The organism is Hydrogenophaga sp. RWCD_12 (genome assembly GCF_046604225.1).
Taxonomy (GTDB): Bacteria; Pseudomonadota; Gammaproteobacteria; order Burkholderiales; family Burkholderiaceae_C; genus Hydrogenophaga.
This window is the reverse complement of record NZ_JBKIXC010000001.1, coordinates 1245838-1265090: the sequence shown is the minus strand read 5'-3', so window position 1 is coordinate 1265090 and position 19253 is coordinate 1245838. Positions and strand designations below refer to the sequence as shown.

Genomic DNA, 19253 nt, shown 5'->3' with positions numbered 1-19253 from the left:
CCTGCTGAGGTCAGCTGACGATGTAGCTGGCAAAAGCAGCTGCGCCACCGACCAGGGTTCCACCGATCAGGATGTTGGCTACATCCGCCAGCCGGGCGCCCTGGAAGATCATCTTGAAGCCGGCCCAAATGATCGCGATCGTCACCACGGCCACAGAGATCGTCACCAGGATGGCGTTGACGTTGGTGACGGTTGTGTTCACCTTGTCGAAGCCTTGCCCCCAGACCTGGGGAGGCAGCAACATCAACAGGCTGAGGGCGCGGACCTGGCCTTGAGACAGTTTCTGGCGACTCATGATGGCTCCTTGGATGACGGGTTGAAACGAGGGCGAGGCAGAGAGCGCGCGGCAGCGACGACCTTCTGCACGTAGCCATGACGGAAACCGGTCGAGAAGTTGCCGCTGTAGTAGCAGGAGAGGGCTTTGCGTATGGCGAACTGCTCGGTGTCAGCGCGACTGGGAATCTGGCCTGATCGGTCGAAACATTCCGTCAACACGGACTGCATGGCCGACAGGTTTTGGCAGGGATCGAAGGCACTGCTGGTGTTCAACCCCAGACGCGCGAAGTTGGCCACGTTGATCTGCCCAAGGCCAACGCTGAAGTTGCGCCCGTCGCGCAACAGCTGGTGGGCTGTGGCCAGCGCTTCATCCCCGTTGCTCGGCTGGCGGCGCAATGCACCACCCACGACGCCGATGGCCCAAGGGTTGAAGGCACTTTCGACTGAAACGAGCGCGTGAGCAGTGGTCAGATGGACCTGCGGTGCACAGGCCATTACGAGCGAGATGAATGTGGACGCATCCATGACGGAGGTCCTCAGCACGAAGCTTTTGTGGAATGCCGCCACAGGGTGTCGGCGAGAGGTGGATGGTTCATGGTCAAGTCCTCGGTTCGACGTTGTTCGTGAGGTGGCAGTGCTTGCCGTTTCTCTGAACACCGTGAAGTCAATGTAGGACTTGAAACCCCCTGCGCTGGTGCTGGATTTGGGCTGTTTTCCAGCACATTCGCACCGTACGAGGTCTTTGTGTGCTGAGCGCGCTAAAAAAAGAAACCCGGCGCGAAGGCCGGGCAAATTCAAAGTCGCTGTCACACGACTTTTCAGGGAGGAGGGCCGACTGTTCAGGCCGACCCGGAGGCATTATCGATTCAGGTCGCTTGAAACGTCTACGAAAAATTGGGCCTGATGCACAGCAGTGCCCCTCATTGGGAGTACTTCAGGTCCGCACCACGGGCATGTCTTCCCATCGCGTTGTGTAGTGTGGCGTGCGCCGCTCCTGTTTCATTGCCCAACGCCTGCGATCCCCCTCTAAACCGGTACTGCCCAGCAACACCGTACCCCGGCCGTAGCGTCGGTTGAGCCCATCCAGTGCGCTCATTAAATTGCCTTTGTCCCATCCCTCGCCAGGCTCCTCGTCCAGGGACAATTCACTCTGGTGCACCGAAGCCGGTTGAAGCTCCATCAGCATCACCCCGGCCTTGGCGTACAGGAAGTCCGGCTTGTAGATGCAGCGCAGGCCGGTCAGGGCCGCTTCGGCGATCAGCGAACTGTCGGCAGTGGGTCTTCGTAACGGAACCACGATGGACCGGCTGTACTGAGGATCGGACCGGAACGGACTGGTCCGCACAAAGGTCAGCACCTGGTTGGCGAGACCTTCTTGGCGCCGCAGCTTCTCGGCCGCCCGGCTGGCGAACTCGCTGACGGCTTCACTGAGGTCTTCCATTGCGGTCACCGGGCGACCAAACGACCGGGTGCAGGCGATTTCCTGTTTGTCTGGTGCCGCGTCTTGCAGATCCACACAGGACTGGCCCTGCAGCTCACGCACCGTACGCTCCAGCACCACCGACCAACGCTGGCGTACTGTGGCCAGGTCCATGCGGGCGAGATCCAACACCGTGTGGATGCCACCCTCTTTGAGCTGCCCCGCAATGCGACGACCCACGCCCCAGACTTCCTCGACCGGTGTAGCCGCCAGCACCGCATCACGTGCTGTTGGTTCCAGTGCAGCCAGGTTACAGATTTGGGCCAGTTCAGCGGGGTAGCTGCCGGGTTTGCGTTCGGCTGTCTTGGCGATGTGGTTGGCCAGCTTGGCCAGGGTCTTGGTCGGCCCGATTCCGATGCAGCAGGAAATGCCCACCCACTGCAACACCCGCTCGCGGATCACCCGGCTGCGCTTGACCAGATCTCCTCGGATGCCCGAGAGATCCACAAACGACTCGTCGATGGAATAGATCTCCTGCCGGTGACCGAGTCCGGCCACCAGGCTCATCATGCGGTCGCTCAGATCTCCGTACAGCGGGAAGTTGGCCGACAGGGCCACCAAGCCGTGTGATTCGGCCATGTGTCGGATCTTGAACCACGGTGCGCCCATGGCAATGCCCAAGGCCTTGGCCTCGTTGCTGCGGGCAATTGCACAACCGTCGTTGTTGGAGAGCACCACCACCGGTTTGCCGTTCAGGCTGGGGCGGAACACCCGCTCGCAGGAGACGTAGAAGTTGTTGCCATCGACCAGGGCATACAGCGGAGAAGCCATGAAACACGCTCAACCAGATTCGCCTGCTTCAGCGCTTGAACTGCTTGATCGCCGCGATCACCACGCCCCAGACCTCGACCGTCTGGCCTTCGGTAGGCACGATGTCGGCGAAGGTCGGGTTGGCAGCCTTGAGCTTCAGCCGCCCCCCGCGTTGCCAGAGCTGCTTGCAGGTGAAGTCCCCGTCCACCACCGCCACCACGATCTGGCCGTGGCTGGGCTTGATCGCCCTGTCCACCAGCAGCACATCCCCATCGAAGATGCCCGCCTCACGCATGGACTCACCCCGCACCGTCATGCTGTAGGTGGCCTGAGGGTGCTTGATCAGGTGTTCGAGCACGTCGATGCGTTTGGCCTGGAAATCCTCCGCCGGCGACGGAAAACCCGCCCGAATCCGGGATTCAAGTTGTAAGGCGGGAAGGGCGCATTCGGCCAAGGGCCTCGGTGGGCTGCAGATTCCTGATGCTGCACCAGGGAACAGGGGTGATAACAGGTTATCTTCTACAAGACTGTACATAAATACAGTATATAAGCCAAGCCCGCCTCTTGGGAATGCTCTACAGAAAACCGGCGCGCGTCCGCGCATAGGATGGAACCATGTGCAGTCACTACGAAGGCGTGCGGGACGCTCAGGTCTTGCGAAAGGTGTTCCAGGTGGAGCCACCGGCCGACTTAGGCAAAACCGATCTCTGGCCGGGATACCCCGGCCTGCTGATCCGCCGCCCCGGGGAAAAAGACGCAGGGGATGACGCGGTGCCTGATCGGGAAGCATTGCCTGGCCTGTTTGGCCTGGTGCCCCACTGGGCGACCATCCTGAAGATCTGCCGCAGTACCTACAACGTCCGCAGCGAGACGGTAGTCACCAAACCGAGTTTTCGGGAAGCGTGGAAGAGGGCGCAGCACTGCATCATTCCAGCCCAAGCCATCTACGAGCCAGACTGGCGCAACGGCAAGGCCATTCCCACTTGTATCGAACGGTCAGACGGTCTGCCCATGGGCATTGCAGGATTGTGGTCTTCCTGGAGGTCTCTCCAGGGGGATTGGGTGCACAGCTACGCCATGCTGACGACCAACGCCGATACCCACCCGCTGATGAACCAGTTTCACAAGCCGACCGACGAGAAACGAATGGTTGTGGTGTTGCCGGGGTCGGTCTATGACGAGTGGCTGGTGGCGACGGCTGAGCGCAGTGAGCAGTTCTTGGTGCCGGTTGCTGCGGAGGGATTGCGGGTGGGGATGTGCAAGACTTTATGATGGCAGCAACATGGTATGCAGCGGTTGCCGCCGGTTGCCGTTGGCACTCGTTTGTCGGCTACTCTGTAACGAGTAGTAATTTGAGCTAGGCAAGCTGTCTTTAGAAACGCGACCATAAGTGGCGAAAGCATGTGCTATGCGCTTTTTGCCATATTCTGGATCGCAAGTGAGATTTTCTGAGCCTGGATATTGGACGGCCATAGGGTCTTGTTCGCCCTCGCGTCACTATTCTTCTTCGCCTTGGAGGCACAGATGTTGAGGGAAGGGCAGTACGTGCTGGCACTGGTGTTTGGCTTTCCAATATTGTTTGTTGGGCAGCATGTTTATTTGAATTTTTGGGGCCGGAAATGAATGAAATTGCTCGTAAAAAACTAGAGTCCATGCTGCATAGACAAATCACTCTAGGGGTTGAATCCATCTTTTCTGCCGTTTATAGCGGGCCAAGCCTGCGCACACTGTCATTTACTCATGTGCTAAACAGAGTAATGATGCTGGTTCAGCTACCGATAACCTTTGTTGTGATGAAAAGGGATGAGAGCGGGGGGTATTCCGAGTATTTTAGAACGAACCATCATCGGCGCCATATAGAAATCATTGATAAGGCAAAAGACAACGCTGATCCCAGAAACTATTTCCCATTATGGCATTCGAGCGATGAGTTCGAGAAGAATAATTTTGCACTCTTGGTTCTTAAGGCTGACAAAAGCTACAACTTTGAACAGCTACTGGTGGTTGATTCTGTTTCTAGTAAGATGAATTTTTGGGATGTTGGCTCTTACAAGCTAAGCCAAATATTCAAGAAAGACAATTATGGACATTACCAAGGGTTTGTTGATCGGATCTTGATGACGGTAGACAATACCGGGGCCAACATCAAAAGCAGTAGTGATGGTGATGACCAAGTAGTTGGGAGAAACATCAATTTATCCGATGATGAAAGATTGAATTTTTTCGATCAATTCAAATCCGAGTTCGATAGAAACTTGTTGAGTAATATGGGGTTGTCTGAATATACAGATCTTCGGAAGTGGGGGGTTTTGGATAAGGTTTTCAAAAAAATTAAGAAAAACATTACTGATGTAAATTCAGAAAGCACAAGTCGCGAGTACGGCCTTACTAACTTTCTGCTTTTTGCCAGGGACTACCATGATTTTCCTAGGGATAAGCTGCGACACGGCTGCTATGATTACTCTTTGAGAATTCTGCTATGTGATTCTCAAAAAGAAGAAATAAAGAAAAAATTCTTTGCAGGGCTCAAAAAACAAAAAGGTATTTATAGGAATAGATACGCTGATGAGCTGTCTGGAATTGATGGTGGTGTAAAAAAGCTCGCAATGGAGATAGATGAATATTTTTGGTCTGTGTTAGAGTCTGGTGAGGCTGGGGAGGAAAGACTAATAGATTTGTTGGGTGAATATTTTGGGGTTGGCGTTCGATCCATGGCTGACCCAGTTTTCGATGGGCTTAGCTTTTATAGGCAGCCATTTGCGAATGATGGCGGAATCGCTCGTTGTTTTTCTCCTGGGGTTAGTCGGCCAGATACTATTCAAGAGTTGTTGCCAAATACCGAAGAATTGAATGATTTGCTGAGAGTCATTTGCTGTCAATACCTGTTTGACTATATGGCAACACCAGGAAAGGCAGGCAATGGAACTAAGTTGCAGTTGCAGGTTATGTTGAATCCTGTGGAGATCGGCGGCAGAGTCTGGGGTGTGGTTGCGTATGCAACAAGAAGTCATAACCCGAACACATATATCAAGCAAGAGGATGATATAAGATTGTATGAATCGTATTGGACGAAGAACTATCACATCTACAGAGATGTAAATGAGCGGATGAAGAAAAATCTTCGTTCATATATGAATTCCTTCTATGAGAATTTTGTCGCGCGTATATATGTTCGTGTCATGGAAAAGATTTCCAGCGACCAGGCTCAAGTACACAGGCGACTTGTCGATATAGAGAATGGACTCAATCGTCAGCTTGGTTTACTCGCTTGCGTTTTCCCGTACGATGTGGTAAAAGTCGAGTTCAGGAAAGATAAGGACCTATACCCTGTGCCAAGTTCAAGGGGGCCTGAGCTGGAGTGCCGAGCGATGGCTGGGCGTCGTTGGGCTGCCTATGTTCGCGCAGAGGGGCAAGAAATGTTCCCTGTCACTCCTGGTGTTTCTCCCTCGTCCACAAGCGCGTTTGTGGATACAAAGGATGTCGCGGTGGCAATGACCGACATGCTCCTGCGTGAAGCAGTGGTGTCGTAGCGTTGCCAGACCAACATGTAAAAATATGGCAAGTAATGCATTACTCCGTGAGGAGTGCTCTACTCACGAGCAAAGCGCTTCAGCGCGCATAGTTGCGTTCGCGGAAGCCACCGGAAGTAGCCTTGACGCAGCGAACAAAGTTCGTGTTTCGGAGCCAAGCACTCAAGCAGCACCGATCTTGCAGAACTTCGGAGTTCGTCGTATCGCGCTGCTTGTCCGCGAGCAGATGGCGAGGAGAGGTCAAGCGCTTGATGAACTTGACAACGCCACAGAATTCCATGATATGGAATCGTCTGAGCCGGTTGTCGAGCCGTTGCCCGCCGCTGGCACGGTCGCTGAGCATTCAGTCGCCGAACCCACATTACTTCCTAAAAACGATCTCCTGAGTCTTGAGCTTCAAGCGCTGCTAGACGCATCTGTGAGTGCCCTGAAAGACGACACTTCTGGACAGAACACCCAGAAGGTCTTGTTGAGCGTCTTGACTCAGACTCTTCGACTTGCCGCCATGAGGGCAGAGGCTACCGACGCTGAGACACAGGCGGCGATGCTCGAAGTCATGGAGCGAAGTGCGCAGTTCGTCGAGGCGAGCGTCGCAATACCGCAGTTCAACACACAAGAAGCGAGCGGGGTTCGTACCCTTGTGTTCAACGTCTACCACCGCCTGGCGAAGGTGCTCGGCAGGAACACGCCTGAGGCGGTGAAGGCCGACACGAAGGCAATGCTGGCAGCCGCATCCGACCGCATCAGCTACAAAACCCCTCCAGGACGAAAGCCCAAGACGTACAAGCCTGCCGACGTTGGTGAGTTGGAAGGGCCAGAGCTCCACATAAGGGATGTTATTGCGCCTGTCCTGGACGAAGATATGAAGCCGCTTGCTTACTCCATAGGTATATATAGTGAGCCAATGAAGAAGTTTTACAACGTACTTGCTCAGTGGAAGTCGGAAAACAGACTTAAAAGAGCATAAAGAACCGAAGGGAAAAAGGCAAAACTAGGTACTTACCCTTGTTTTGCCTTTTTTTCTTCCTTTGTTCTCAAATTTCAGTTTGAGATTTGAGGAAAAGCCGTTACAGTCACTTCACACCACGAACAGGTGCTGACTGGAGACTGTATGAATCCCGCACTTCCATCCCTGCCATCTACCCCGCGCTGTGTGGCCTGCAAGGCACAGGTCTTCTACACCGCGATCCGCGTCTGCCACGCCTGCGGGTATGTCCACTGCGTCCGTTGCGACGGCATCGGCGGGAACGTGTCTGACACCTGCGTCCGCTGTGGCTCGCCCGATGTCACGAGTTCGGGCGATGACGCTGAGGCTGTTGCCCAGAAGCTGAACTGAACACCTCCGTGCATGTGGCGCGGAACGCTAAACCCACAGCGCGGGTGGGGACCGACCAGGACTGAAGGAGATCTGCCATGTCCAACATCTTGCAGGGCCGTGTTGAGCCCGATCCGTACCACGGCCGCGTGGAACCTGACCCCTACTGCTGAGGGGTCAAGCCCACCTGGAGACTTTCCAGGTGGGCACTTTTGGGAAGCACCGAGTTTGTTTGTTCAACGTTCTGAAAGGTCAATCGTGATGTCCACGTCAAAGCTCTCCCGTTTGTCCGGCTGGGAATACTCGCCCACCGACGTTTTGGATGTGCAGGCTCGCACGCTCTTTTGCAGCCCTGCAGTCCCTACCAACGAGTTGGTCGTTCCTCAGCACGTTCCGTCTGCTGGCATGACTTCCAGTCATGAGCTGGAAGAGAACACCTCCATCGTTTCGCCCTTCGGTGGCGCGCGAATCGAGCCGGATGTCTATTGCGCAGCAGATAACTACCGTGGTGTTTCTCTGCGCTATGTGTCTGAGCATCGCGGCGGAGAGTGGCAGGGCACTGTGCGTGTCTATGTCGAGAGCCCGATTAACTACAACGGGCGGAACGACTCCGCACTTGTGACGCACCTTTGGCCAGCCAACAAAGACGGTACCAGTCACCCGCCTTACCTCTGTTTCAAAGCGGGGAATGCACCTAAGACCTACGAAGAGGCAAAAAAGCACGCCGAAACCTGGGTTCGGGGAAACCAGCACTACATCGCGACCGGGCGTGACATTTCCTCGCGCATCGCCAACGGCGAAACTATCTGATCAAAACACCCTCGCCAACTCGGTGAGGGTTGTTCGACGTACCTCCCACCAGACCACAGAGAGAGTTGCACTATGAAGCCTGATTTCACGTACGGATTCAACAACCACACTGGTGGGTTCCGACCTGCAAAACAAATCCGATCTTTTCGTCCACCCAAGCCCTCGCCTGATTCTCGGTTTGTTCAAAATTTCCTCATCTCGACTGAGGCATACGAAGCAATCAAAAGCACGCTCGGCGTTTTCCCGGCTGAAACGGGAGGACTCTTGTTGGGTGATCCCAAGACTGGTCTGATTACTGATTTCCTCTTCGATGCAGATGCCCGGACGAGCGGCGCGATCTACTACCCGACGGTGGAGTTTTTGAACCGGGAAATCCCGCGCTACGAGGCGCAAGGGAAACACCCTCTCGGCATTGCGCACAGTCACCCGGCGGGCATTATCCGGCCATCTGGCCCGGACATGAGTGCAGCCTATAGCAACATTACCAGCCCCCACAACCAGCATTTGAAGACGTGGCATATGCCTATCATTCAGAGCACCGGTGATGTCGGCCGATTCGAATTTTATCCCTACATTGTGTCTTGTTCTGATGATCCTGGAGAGACCATCCTGCACATGCCCACGCTCCAGATTGTCGATTTGAATTACAAGACTCTCTCGAAAGAGAAGATCAAATTCAAGATGAAAAACGTGAAAGCCAAGGAAAATCTTCCATCCAACTCCGTTGCGGATGCCAGCGTTTCCCATCACTTCAAAATCTCAGCCAATACCCTGGCTCGCCTGAAAAATGAATATTCGCGAGTTGCTGGGCAGGTTGACTTCGATAAAATGCTGGACACCTCGATCATCCACGTTGGTGTTGGAGCCAGCAGTACCAGTATCGAACAGTTCAGTCGCATCGGAATTAAGCGTTGGGTGTTGTTCGATCATGACCGAGTGGAGAAAAAGAACCTGGTTGCGCAGGACTTCGAGACTGCAGACATTGGGAAGTTGAAGGCAGAAGCCATTAAGGAACGTATGGAGCGTTGCGAGTTTGAGAAAGATGCTCTGGATGTTCCCTCCTTGAACGTGACTGTCTTCGGGGACTTCCTTGCTCCATCCGATGCAACGCTGGATCAGCTCATTGAGCATGAGAAAAAGACGTATGGCCGTGTGATCCTGGTTGCCGCGACCGACTATCACCCCGCTCAGGCCCGTGCTTCCAGACTCGGGATTCGCCATGAGATACCTACGTTCTTTATCGGTGCTTATCGTGATGGTTTGGCTGGAGAGATGATTTTCTACCATCCGAAGGCGAAAAATATGCCTTGCTATCGGTGCATTACGGCATCACGGTACAAGGCTTTTGACGAGCGCCCACCGGAGTCCCAAGGCGCAGCTAAGTCTTCTGGTCTCCCGTTTGGGATCGGTGTGCTGGACTCGCAGTTGGCGCATTTGATTGTTGGGTGTATCCACTACACATATCCGGAAAATGAAGCTTGGCCGGGTTATGGGCGAAGTGTCGTCCCCCATGCTGATTTTACTCTGCCTAAAGAAACCAATAAGCACGCAGACTTGTTTCGCGATCTCGTCATGGAAAATCGGAACTTTATTCAAACCCAGTTGAATCCCGGGTATCGCATGGCGGGTGAGGATATTTTTCGCGATGAAAATGGTGTACACGGGGAAAATGTCAAAACCTTCATTTCCATGTTTCAGATTGATGAAAAAAAGATGGATTGTCCAGATTGTTCGAGCCCGAAGGCATGGTGGCACACCGATTATCGAGTTGACTGAGTTTGAAAATTGTTTGACCAACCAAGGAGATTGAAATGAGCCGTCTTGATGTTATCAACAATATCAACAAACTCAACAGGAGAATTGATGAACACAAGGATAAAATTCGCAAAAACCCCGGAGATCGTACGATTCCACACTGGCAAAGTGAAATCAAAGAGTTTGAGCGTCAAAAAGAGAGGCTCGAACGGGAGTTGAATGTCATGCAATCCCGCATGTACTGCCCGAACTGCAGGAGGGAAGTGAGTCTCAATGGAAGCAAGTGTGGGATCTGCCGGTTGGTTATTGATTCTTAATTTTTAGTCGCCTAATGGGCAACGATTGGGTGGTGCTTGCCGTCGACGCCACCTTGAACGTCAAAAAGACCGTAAAGTCGGGCAATGCGAACGGCTGTGCGTCTGTCTGGCGCCCCTAGCTTTGCATTGACGCGCTGAAATCGGCTGTCGATGGTTTTGGCTTCAAGATTCATGGCCGCACCGATCACCTTGCTGCTGTGTCCTGCGGCCTCACAGCGCAAAAGGTGCAGGTCAGCTTCTGTGAGCCTCGTGCTCCGGAGCAGTTCCTCTCGCATGGATATTGCAATCGAGTGATGAAGCTCCATGGCGAGCGCGCGCGCCAGTACCCTGACCCTGGGGTAGCTTTCGCCCTCGAACCTCTCGGGGTCAGCTGATCCCAGGCACAGGACCCCTACCCTTGAGAGGCCAACTGAGCTGGGGGCAGGTGCGATCAAAGCAGATGCGAAGCCGTGCTCTGCAGCTGCGCGGATGAAGGCGTTTTCTTCGGGGCATGAGCAGGTGAGGTAGCTGGAACGGGTGGGTTCCGCGTCGCATGATGCATAGCGCACCCAGGGATCATGTTCGAACCATCGTTGAGAAGCGTACTCCGCCGGCCATGCTGGATCGCAGGCCCACAAGGACCGAAATGAGGTTCGGGTTGCATCGTCTCGAAGGCAGCTCAGGAAATAGCCTGCATCAGCACCAAGGCCCGCAACGGCCTCGCGAAACAGTGAGATCACTTCGCCCGAGGACCTCGCATCTGTGATCAATGGGAGGATCTGAAAGGCGCGTACGCTGTCCACCATCGCAGGTTTGCCTGAAGCATGCCCAATGGGATCAGGGTTGGTTTGCAAATGCCGCATGACCTTCTCGTCCCAGCTTGCTGAACACCAAACCATCATCAAAACGCAGGGGCTCAACCGCACACCAGCGGTCGAAGCTCTTCACGTCATGAAAAACCATCGTCTGCACCAGCCGCATGCCCGAAGCTTGACGTTGGGTGCGCTCCATCAACAGACCGTAGCTCGTGGCGCGCAGAAGAAAGGTCACAGTGCCATCGTGGTTTGCCAGCAAAGTATCACCCGCAGCGATGCGGACTGCATGGCGATCTGACGTCGATGCGGCAGCATTGGTGCGCTTTGCGATCAGCGCCAAACGTTTGGTGCCCAGGGGGCGGGCGGGCGCGTCGATAGGATCGATACGGCGTTTGACCGAAGGGCGTGTCACAACCGCAGATGCTGACGGCGTCACCTCGGGGAGTTGACGGTTGTTCATTCCGACTCCTGCAGGTCTGGTTGACCGACAGGCCACGCAGTGCTCACACCGCGTAACCCACACACCAAGTCTCAAGAGACTGGATAGTGGGTAGGGTAGACAAGCGCGTCGCGCGATGTCAAAGGAAATCCGGGCAGGGCGACCAAATCTGCAGCGGGTTCAGTCGCGCTAAACGAAGAACACCCATGATACGCAGCACATCAAATCACTACCGGTGCGCTGTTGTGGCTCAAAGCGTTCAGCAAAGAGAACGCGTCGTCGGCTCGCTCAACCGGAATGAACAGGTGATCGTGGTGGAACGCGGCGACTGCATTGCAAGGGATGCCTGCTTTGGCCAGGGCTGTAGCGATCATGGCCAGAAAACCGATGGCTTCAAGTGACGAGTGCACAGTGAGCGTGATGAGTTTGGCCTCAAAGATGAAGGGCACCTTGGCACGAATGGCTTGAGAGCGCTCCACGATGGCCGTCAATCCCTCGGTCTCCCTGAACGTACAGATGGGAGAGAGGTCAACGGGGAGGCGATGGTCCTGGAAGGTGCAGTAAACGTAGGTTTCTGGCCGTAGGTCAGGGGCCATCATTTGCTGCAGCCGAACTTGGTCTTTTTCTCCGCTCACTCCGATGTCCTCCTGCACAGGGAAATGGTGTTGGCTTTCGGCGTTGATTATGGGCGGCTGGCGTTGATCCGGCGTGTGCACAAGTGCGCAGGTGCAACGCAGAAGGGACTGGTTTAGCTGAATTGACGCGAGGCCAAAGCTCCTAAACCACCGCGCGCTGCTGGCATCTCCTGCTACCGTTTGGCGCGGCCTGGGCCTTGTGCTCCGACATTCGCTACCGTGTGCTGCGAGGCCGTCCGCAGCCGCACGCCGTGAGGAAGGAGTGTCCACCATGACAACGACTTCGCATGTCCTTTCGGACATGGCCGCGCTTCGATCAGCGCTGCGCCAACAGGGTGACCCGCACTGCGAGCTGTTTCGGCTGCACCCTTGGCGCGCCGTGCTGGACATAGCCTTCGACTGGCTCATCGTTCTCAGCTCGGTGGCGCTGGTCATGTGGTGGAGCGAGCTGTTCGCGACACTGGCTGTTGTGCTGATTGCCAACCGCCAACGGGCACTCGGCAACATCCTTCACGATGCGGGACATCGGAATCTGTGGCGGGACCGAAAGCGAAACGATCTGGTGGCGCGCCTTTTCATCGCGCCCTTGTTGTTCGCCAGCCTGACCCGCTACCGCGAAACGCACTTCAAACACCACATGGAACTCGGGACCTATGGGGGTGACCCCGATCTCCTGTTTTTCGCTCGAAGGGGGCCAACGACATGGTTCTCGAACTACCTGGACCAGGTCTATTCTTTGAGCGCTTGGCTGTCGTCGATGGGTGGGCACCTGTTTTCGCGACAGGTTCGCGCGGTCAGTCAGCTCTACATCATCGGGTGGTGGCTAGGAGCGGTGGCGTTGATGTGGGTTGTGGCCGGCCCCGACTTCACGATCACCTTTCTGGTGCTGTGGCTGCTGGCCAGGGCAACAGCATTCCATCTGATCACCACATTCCGCGAGATGTGTGATCACTTCGGCCTTCGGCCGGGTGGCGTGTTCACCTTTACGCGTGACATAGCTTGCCTCGGTTTCTGGCGCTGGCTGATCCACCCGCGCAACAACGGGTACCACCTCACCCATCACCTTTTGCCAGCGGTGCCTTACTACCGACTGCCCGAGGCGCACCGGTTGCTGAAAGGGCAAGAAGTCTTTCGGGATCGCGGCAAGGTCTGCTGTGCCTACTTCACCGGCACCGAACCAGTGACTGGCGCCTGGCTGACGCAAGGGCGGGTTCCATGAACAGGGCGCTGGGTAGCTTGCAGGTTGCGGCGCTTCTGGTTTCGGCCAGCTACGGGATCGGGTTTCTTTTCGGGTCGGGCGAACTGGCACTTTCCCACGGTATGGCAGGCAGCATTTATGGGGTAGCTACCGGCTTTGGCATGTTGGTGTTGGCTGCGTTCGCACGGCAGCTCTGGGCAACTGGGCTTCCGGTCTGGGATCTGTTTGGCCGTGCCTATGGCAAGCAGCTTCAGGGCGTTGTGGCGTTGCTGTCATTGATCTGGATGTCAGGCGTACTAGCTGCTCAGATTCAGGGTGGTGTTGCGGTGTTGGAGCTGTTGGGCCTTGAACAGACACACAGCCACCTGGTGATCTTGCTGTTGATCTACGGCGCATCGCGATTGGATCTGCGGTTCGCATCGGCCCTGTTCACCATGTGTCTTCTTGCGAGTGCCGCTGTCCTGGTCTACGCGCTGGTCGTTGCCAAGGGCATGGGCGTCTACCTGCAGGCGATTCCCGCATTTTCCGAAGACCTGTCCACGTTCAGTGCATCCCGCGTGGTGGCCATTTCTTGGGCTGTCAGCTTGCTGGTGTGTACCGGTGCCGACTACCAGCAATTCGTATTGGCCGCGCGCTCACCTTTGGCCGCCGTGGGCGGCTGCGTTCTGGCGGGGCTGCTGCTCTTCGTGATCGCTTTCTTACCGTCGGCCGTGGTGGTCGCCATGCAGGGGGGTGGCATGTTGAGCGACTTGGCGGACACCAAGCAGGTGGTTCCCTGGGTGCTGGGTCAGGTCGCTGGGTCGGTGGGGCAGGGCGCAGACAAGCTCATGCTCATCGCCCTGTCCGTGGCAGCGTTGGGTGCAGGCGCAGCGATCTTGCGCGCCATGACGGAAGCGTTGGCGTGCACCGCTTCCGGCAGTCGTTCTGCGGGTCACCCGATGTTTGCGCTGATTGCCTTGGGTTTGAGCGCGTTGCTGGCCTCACGGGACCAGGGCATTGTGGACACCATGGTGTCGGTCAACTTGGTCTACATCGCAAGCATCGGCGTTTGCTTTGCCACCATGGTTGCCGGCATCGTCGTACCGCCGCAGCAAGCACGGTGGATCGTGGCGGTTGGCTTTACTGCGTCAGTCGCCGTGCATCTGGCGGGCTGGTTGGGGCAGTATGGCGAAGACACCGACGTGGTGTCACTGCTGCTCGGATGCTTCTTGTCCGCTGGCACCGCCCTGTGGTTCCGCTTTGCGACCGGAGGGTTGGCTCGCCGATTCTTCAGCCTGCGCCGTTGATGGCTCGAACCCGACAGAAGGCTCCAGGCTATTTCTGGCCACCTTGACGATCAGGGCAGTGATGTCACTGGCCATCGGTGGTTCAAGGTCCCAGTGGTGCCAGAACAGGTCCACCATCTCTCGCTCATCGGGGCAGACGTCCACGAGCTGCCCCGCTTCCACCAAGGGAGCCGCCTGCCAGCTGGGAATCAGGCCATAGCCAGCGCCCATGGCAACCCCTTCGAGTAAGGCGACAGGCGAGGGCAGGTAGTGTCTGGCGTACCGCTCAACGGCGAACCCGAAATGCCTTTTCAGGAAGTCGTCGTGCAGCGAGTCTTTGCGGTTGAACAACACCGCCGGCGTTGAGAGCACAGCGGGCACTGTGAGCCCGCTTAGAAAGTGCGTGGAGGCGAAGGCTGGCGTCGCATAGCAGCGGTATTCCATTGCGCCCAGGCATTCGGCCAAGAAGCCATCGGCGGGTTTGGCAGATGTCGATATGCACCCGATCACATCGCCGCGAGCCAGCAGGGCAGAGGTGTGATCCTGATCGTCAGCGATCACCTCCAAGGCCACCAGCTGACCCATCAGCAAATCCTTGAGCACTTCAGGAAACCAGGTGGCCAGGGAATCGGCATTCACCGCAATGGCCAGGGACACGGGGGCGTGTGGTTTGGCGGTTGGCGCAAGTTCTTGAAGTGCCGATCCCTCAAGGATGCGCAGCGCTTTCACATGTCGCAGTAGCACTTCACCGGCATGCGTGGCCGCCACCGGCCGTTCGCGCTTGACCAGCACGGTGGACAGCGATTCCTCCAGCGCCTTGATGCGCTGGGAGACAGCGCCCCGTGTGATGCTGAGCACGCTGGCCGCGCGGTCAAAGCTTTGCTGCTCGACCACAGTGGCAAACGTTTCCAGCTGATCACGATCCAGCATATGGGGCGGCTCCGGAAGTGCCAGCGACGGCAGATCGCTGACTGCACCCATTTAGCTGGGAGCTGCGAAATCCTTTCTAGATGGCGCGGGTATCGCGCGCGTCTCAATGGTTTCCAGTCGTTTCCGTCCGTCGGAGCTTCTTGGAACGAATTGATGGCATTCGGCGTTTCACGAACCGAGACTCATGGAGTTGCGTTCCCGATTTTTGGATGGTCCTTCCGATAATCTCCACATGGTGCCGCCCCGAAAAATTCGCCGCTCGCCGACTTGCGAACCATAACGCTGCTGGCGCATTCGCCAAGGCCTTTCGCGGCATAAAAAGCCGCCTTCCCACCGCCGTTTCACTCTGGTGAGCCCCTTCCATTTATTCCACGGTGCCCAGGCGCTCGCGCCTTGACGAAGCGCTTTGGATGTCGCACGGCGACCGACGAATGCGGGGCAGGGTGCTCACCTGAGCAGACTCGATGACCGAGGGGAGGATTCCCAAACCGGCTCCCTCAGAAATTGGGGCAGTGTTCCTTGGATCGCAGATGACACGATTTTTTGGATCACTGAGCAGGCCATGAGACCGCGAGCGATGAAACATCTTTTACGGTTGTTTGCCGTGTGGATTCAACCACCGGGTGCACCGTGGCAATCTTTGAGCGCTTGTCGGGTGACATTCCATTCTTGGCAGTGCCATGGGCCGAATGGACGAGGAGAACTGTGGATTGGAGCTGTGAAGCATGAAGTGACTGGAGGTTGGTATGTGGCTGCTTGTCGCGCGTGAACCCCGGGCCAATGCACCGCACTGGACCGGTCGACGATGGTTAGCGGTCATCGATGCGGTGGTCTGGCCGCTGTTCTGGGTGTTCCTGTTGAGCCAGATCGATGCGCCCGTCGGAATCGTCGGCCCCATGGCCGTTGCTATTGCGCTCCTTATTTCAGCAAAGCGAATCCATCGCGCGGTGTGGGTCAATCACCGCTACTGGTTCACCACCTGGCGGTGGGGGCGGATTGCCGCGTCGCTGTTCGTGATCGGGATGGTGCTGAAGCTCGCTGTTTCGGTTTGACCCACAACTCCGAAAGCAGAACCGTAGCCTACCGTCGATGCACACAAGTATCGCTTCCCGCAACAACCTCAAGGCGCTGGCACGCCCGGTTCAGCAGGTTCTCGCGGCTTGAGGCGCTCGCTAAAGGAGCTCGGCGAGCCCAAACCCCGGAGCCTAGGGGCAAGCCGAACCGCTTGCCCCGCACAACGGGCCTTGCTCTGCAAACAGGGCAGTCGTGCGTACGTGCTTTCTCAGCATCTTTGCGGTGCGGTGGTCAGACGGCGGTTATAGGGAATGGCCATTGGCGTCATTCAATCGCCACTCCTGCTGCAAATTTTTTTCGGGTTTGCAACTGCTTTATTCAACGGAACGGAGCCAGAAGAGGGAGCTGCCCGTCACCTCTTCTTTGTAATAGTTATTCACCAAAGCGTCAGCATCTACCCATCCGCCATCGGTCATCTTGTCTTGCCATTCCTGGCCCCAAGAGTTGTGCACTTTAAACAGCTCCACCACCTCATCTTTTGAGTTCTTTGCCTTCTTGTAACCGGATACGACGATGTTGTGTTGACCACATTTGTCTTCGGCACTTCGCTCAACACAAACAGGGCCGTAACTCACTGGAGTGCCTGACTTTAGGACTTTAATCATTCTTTCTTTCATTTCATTTTTGGTTGAAGTTGCATCTACCTCTGGGAACCTTTCTACTCTTGGATGAGGCATAGCCATGTAGGTGCATCGTTGAAAGATAATGCTGTAAAGAAATTCGCCGAAAGTTTCTTTGCGGAGGCTTTGTTCGACCACTTTAGCGTGTTTTTCGACGGACAGCGCTCGAGGCAGTATCTGGTTCGCCATCTCGATGGTCGCTTCCAAACAGCCGTCACAAACCGGCGCTTCTATATTTTCAGGTTTCATTTTTTCGCGCTGTGTTCGGTATACGTCATTCATTTTCTTCAGATTCAGCTTGGCTGATTCTTTGGTGGACGCAAATTTTGCCGCAAATTGGTCATACGAGAATTCTTTTTCGGTGCATAGAAGTACTGGAACTTGCTTTTTTCTTGCGGCATTTATCAGATTTGCAATCGCATTTATTGGAACCACGAGTCCTCTGTGGTCATTAAATACGGTTTTTTGGTCCTGAATGTTCAGATGGGTATGGTTTTCGCGGATGCCTAATTCCTGGCCTTTTTTATTGGGCGTCAGGTAACTCCAGAGATGGAGGGGGGAAACTTCTTCATCTGAATCAACTTCTGAGCAATTCTTAATTTTTTCAGTTTTGCAGTAAAGATGTTGAAGTATCGTCGCGTTGGAGAATGACTGGCAAAGTCCAAGCCCTTTCTGATCGCGAATGCGGGGCATGTTGGGAACTTCGTAGACTTCCAATGGGGTGTCGAATTCCGCTGGCACCCGAACAAATGGTCCAGCGCCTGCATATTGCGCGTGTGAGTTGCTCATCGCGGCAGCGATGACAATGGCGGCGGCGAATTGGCGAAGAGGGCTCGTTCGTTTTGCCTGTGTTTTGAAGCCTGCGGCAAGGGCCGCAACGGCATTGCCAAGCCAGCGCAGCGATAGAGGAACTGGCCGTGAATGCCAGCCGATTGCGCTCTGCAAAAGGAGCGAGACAGAAAGGAGTTTGTTCAAGCGACTTACCACCACACCTTCGGCCGGTGCACAGTCCCATGCATTTCCTCTCATCCACTCTCGGGCGTGCCGAGTGCGTCAGCTGAACAGGGCATAACGCACGGGGCGTGTTGAGTTGGGGGGCTGCGCTTGCACGGCGCAGCCGCTCCATCGCAGCACTGACTTTCCCCATTCTGGCTTTGCACACGCAGACTAAGAGGGTACCGGGCTGAGTCACCGCCTCGATGAGGGGTTGTTCAGTGTTTGTGGGGTCATGATAGCGCCGCACGGTGCCCGGACTGTCGCTCCATGTCGGCGGGTTTTCCCCGGGCGGGTCACGCCCAGAACTTGTTGGCGTCTTTGAAACCAGCGGACAACCCGCATGCATTCAGCACCAGCCGCGGGCACCGACTGCAGAGGGGCAGGCTGCCTTCGTCGGCGCTGAACACCAGCTCGGCTGGCCTGGTTGTGAGCTTGGTCGAGTGCGTGCAGTCAGTGCGATGCCACTGGCCGAGTCTCGCTCCACTGAGCCAGCTCGCTGCGGCGCCAAGCCACAGCTCTCACACCGACACGGACAGGGCAGGGGAATTGTTGCTGGGCCATGAGCCGGTAGATCGTTGAACGCCCCAGACCCGTCAACTGCATGACGGAGGGCATGCGCAGGAAAGCGGTAGACGCTGAGTCCTGTGCATCGGAGGGCAGGGCGTGTGATTGCTGCACGGCGTTCTCCCGGTGTAGGCGTGTCATTGACTGTAGTGCGCTGATGGCACTGTGGACACGCTGGATTCGCCGTCAAATCTTGCTATTGGCGTTCTTGCTGCAAGGTGTCGGGCACGAAGACAACAAAGCTCGAGCGCTTCTTGACCTGCGGCGCACCTCTGTCGGTTCGTTGGTGCTGCGCTGTAGCCACAGATCCGGAGGACTTTTTTGGTCAGGAGCATCGAACCCGAAACTGGCACCAGACTGGCACCAGCCCAACCCAAAAAGCAAAAAAGTCAGCAGGCGCTAACCTGCTGACTTTCGTGTTTCTTGGCTCCCCGACCTGGACTCGAACCAGGGACCTGCGGATTAACAGTCCGTCGCTCTACCGACTGAGCTATCAGGGAACAGC

20 protein-coding genes and 1 tRNA gene are annotated in these 19253 nt (G+C 55.9%); 10 read left to right on the top strand and 11 right to left on the bottom strand.

Going from position 1 to position 19253, the window contains the following annotated elements:
• Nucleotides 1-10 precede the first annotated feature (10 nt).
• The 4 genes from ACLIJ1_RS05975 to ACLIJ1_RS05960 form a co-directional block, all read right to left on the bottom strand.
• On the bottom strand, nucleotides 11-295 hold the full coding sequence (locus ACLIJ1_RS05975; RefSeq protein WP_411364551.1) for a TrbC/VirB2 family protein: 285 nt from the start codon (nucleotides 293-295) through the stop codon (nucleotides 11-13).
• Nucleotides 292-801, bottom strand: coding sequence for a lytic transglycosylase domain-containing protein (locus ACLIJ1_RS05970; RefSeq protein ID WP_411364550.1), 510 nt, complete (start codon nucleotides 799-801; stop codon nucleotides 292-294). Before ACLIJ1_RS05970 ends, ACLIJ1_RS05975 begins: the two co-directional genes overlap by 4 nt.
• Before the next feature lie 409 nt (nucleotides 802-1210).
• Nucleotides 1211-2515, bottom strand: coding sequence for a Y-family DNA polymerase (locus ACLIJ1_RS05965; RefSeq protein ID WP_411364795.1), 1305 nt, complete (start codon nucleotides 2513-2515; stop codon nucleotides 1211-1213).
• Between the two features lie 40 nt (nucleotides 2516-2555).
• Nucleotides 2556-2960 carry a LexA family protein gene (locus ACLIJ1_RS05960; RefSeq protein ID WP_411364549.1) on the bottom strand — a complete coding sequence of 135 codons (405 nt, stop codon included), beginning with the start codon at nucleotides 2958-2960 and terminating at the stop codon, nucleotides 2556-2558.
• Nucleotides 2961-3121: 161 nt separating this feature from the next.
• Between ACLIJ1_RS05960 and ACLIJ1_RS05955 the strand changes: the two genes are divergently transcribed.
• The 7 genes from ACLIJ1_RS05955 to ACLIJ1_RS05925 all read left to right on the top strand — a co-directional run bounded on the left by ACLIJ1_RS05955 (nucleotide 3122) and on the right by ACLIJ1_RS05925 (nucleotide 10233).
• Nucleotides 3122-3778, top strand: a complete 657-nt coding sequence (locus tag ACLIJ1_RS05955; protein ID WP_411364548.1) for an SOS response-associated peptidase — start codon at nucleotides 3122-3124, stop codon at nucleotides 3776-3778.
• A gap of 347 nt (nucleotides 3779-4125) precedes the next feature.
• A complete protein-coding gene (locus ACLIJ1_RS05950; protein WP_411364547.1) occupies nucleotides 4126-6036 on the top strand; it encodes a hypothetical protein in 1911 nt (636 codons plus the stop codon).
• Between the two features lie 178 nt (nucleotides 6037-6214).
• Entirely contained in the window at nucleotides 6215-7003 is a 789-nt protein-coding gene (locus tag ACLIJ1_RS05945; protein WP_411364546.1) for a hypothetical protein, read from the top strand.
• 144 nt (nucleotides 7004-7147) lie between these two features.
• Nucleotides 7148-7372: a hypothetical protein gene (locus tag ACLIJ1_RS05940; protein WP_411364545.1), complete on the top strand. Its 225-nt coding sequence runs from the start codon at nucleotides 7148-7150 to the stop codon at nucleotides 7370-7372.
• A 240-nt stretch (nucleotides 7373-7612) separates the two neighbouring features.
• A complete protein-coding gene (locus tag ACLIJ1_RS05935) occupies nucleotides 7613-8161 on the top strand; it encodes a hypothetical protein (RefSeq protein WP_411364544.1) in 549 nt (182 codons plus the stop codon).
• 72 nt (nucleotides 8162-8233) lie between these two features.
• Complete coding sequence (locus ACLIJ1_RS05930; RefSeq protein WP_411364543.1) at nucleotides 8234-9937, top strand: ThiF family adenylyltransferase; 1704 nt, start codon at nucleotides 8234-8236, stop codon at nucleotides 9935-9937.
• 35 nt (nucleotides 9938-9972) lie between these two features.
• Nucleotides 9973-10233 (top strand): hypothetical protein, encoded by a 261-nt coding sequence (locus ACLIJ1_RS05925; protein WP_411364542.1) that lies wholly within the window; start codon nucleotides 9973-9975, stop codon nucleotides 10231-10233.
• 11 nt (nucleotides 10234-10244) lie between these two features.
• Here ACLIJ1_RS05925 and ACLIJ1_RS05920 read toward each other — a convergent pair whose 3' ends face one another.
• The 3 genes from ACLIJ1_RS05920 to ACLIJ1_RS05910 form a co-directional block, all read right to left on the bottom strand.
• The gene (locus ACLIJ1_RS05920; protein WP_411364541.1) at nucleotides 10245-11075 is read right to left on the bottom strand and encodes a helix-turn-helix transcriptional regulator; all 831 of its coding nucleotides are present in this window, start codon (nucleotides 11073-11075) and stop codon (nucleotides 10245-10247) included.
• Entirely contained in the window at nucleotides 11050-11487 is a 438-nt protein-coding gene (locus tag ACLIJ1_RS05915) for a hypothetical protein (RefSeq protein ID WP_411364540.1), read from the bottom strand. Before ACLIJ1_RS05915 ends, ACLIJ1_RS05920 begins: the two co-directional genes overlap by 26 nt.
• A gap of 200 nt (nucleotides 11488-11687) precedes the next feature.
• Nucleotides 11688-12101 carry an ACT domain-containing protein gene (locus ACLIJ1_RS05910; protein ID WP_411364539.1) on the bottom strand — a complete coding sequence of 138 codons (414 nt, stop codon included), beginning with the start codon at nucleotides 12099-12101 and terminating at the stop codon, nucleotides 11688-11690.
• Nucleotides 12102-12372: 271 nt separating this feature from the next.
• On the opposite strand from ACLIJ1_RS05910, the gene ACLIJ1_RS05905 reads away from it, so the two are divergent.
• Both ACLIJ1_RS05905 and ACLIJ1_RS05900 read left to right on the top strand, forming a co-directional pair.
• Nucleotides 12373-13320 (top strand): fatty acid desaturase family protein, encoded by a 948-nt coding sequence (locus tag ACLIJ1_RS05905; RefSeq protein WP_411364538.1) that lies wholly within the window; start codon nucleotides 12373-12375, stop codon nucleotides 13318-13320.
• Nucleotides 13317-14585, top strand: coding sequence for a hypothetical protein (locus tag ACLIJ1_RS05900; protein ID WP_411364537.1), 1269 nt, complete (start codon nucleotides 13317-13319; stop codon nucleotides 14583-14585). The genes ACLIJ1_RS05905 and ACLIJ1_RS05900 overlap by 4 nt, the downstream gene beginning before the upstream one ends.
• Here the strand turns inward: ACLIJ1_RS05900 and argP are convergent.
• On the bottom strand, nucleotides 14487-15494 hold the full coding sequence (argP, locus tag ACLIJ1_RS05895) for an HTH-type transcriptional regulator ArgP (protein WP_411364536.1): 1008 nt from the start codon (nucleotides 15492-15494) through the stop codon (nucleotides 14487-14489). The genes ACLIJ1_RS05900 and argP overlap by 99 nt on opposite strands.
• 746 nt (nucleotides 15495-16240) lie before the next feature.
• Here argP and ACLIJ1_RS05890 point away from each other — a divergent pair.
• Nucleotides 16241-16546, top strand: a complete 306-nt coding sequence (locus ACLIJ1_RS05890) for a hypothetical protein (protein WP_411364535.1) — start codon at nucleotides 16241-16243, stop codon at nucleotides 16544-16546.
• A gap of 336 nt (nucleotides 16547-16882) precedes the next feature.
• Here ACLIJ1_RS05890 and ACLIJ1_RS05885 read toward each other — a convergent pair whose 3' ends face one another.
• From ACLIJ1_RS05885 to ACLIJ1_RS05875, 3 genes are all read right to left on the bottom strand, one after another.
• Nucleotides 16883-18163, bottom strand: a complete 1281-nt coding sequence (locus tag ACLIJ1_RS05885; RefSeq protein ID WP_411364534.1) for a hypothetical protein — start codon at nucleotides 18161-18163, stop codon at nucleotides 16883-16885.
• A 471-nt stretch (nucleotides 18164-18634) separates the two neighbouring features.
• A complete protein-coding gene (locus tag ACLIJ1_RS05880) occupies nucleotides 18635-18799 on the bottom strand; it encodes a helix-turn-helix transcriptional regulator (RefSeq protein ID WP_411364794.1) in 165 nt (54 codons plus the stop codon).
• A 373-nt stretch (nucleotides 18800-19172) separates the two neighbouring features.
• Nucleotides 19173-19248 (bottom strand) — tRNA-Asn (locus tag ACLIJ1_RS05875).
• Between the last annotated feature and the right edge of the window lie 5 nt (nucleotides 19249-19253).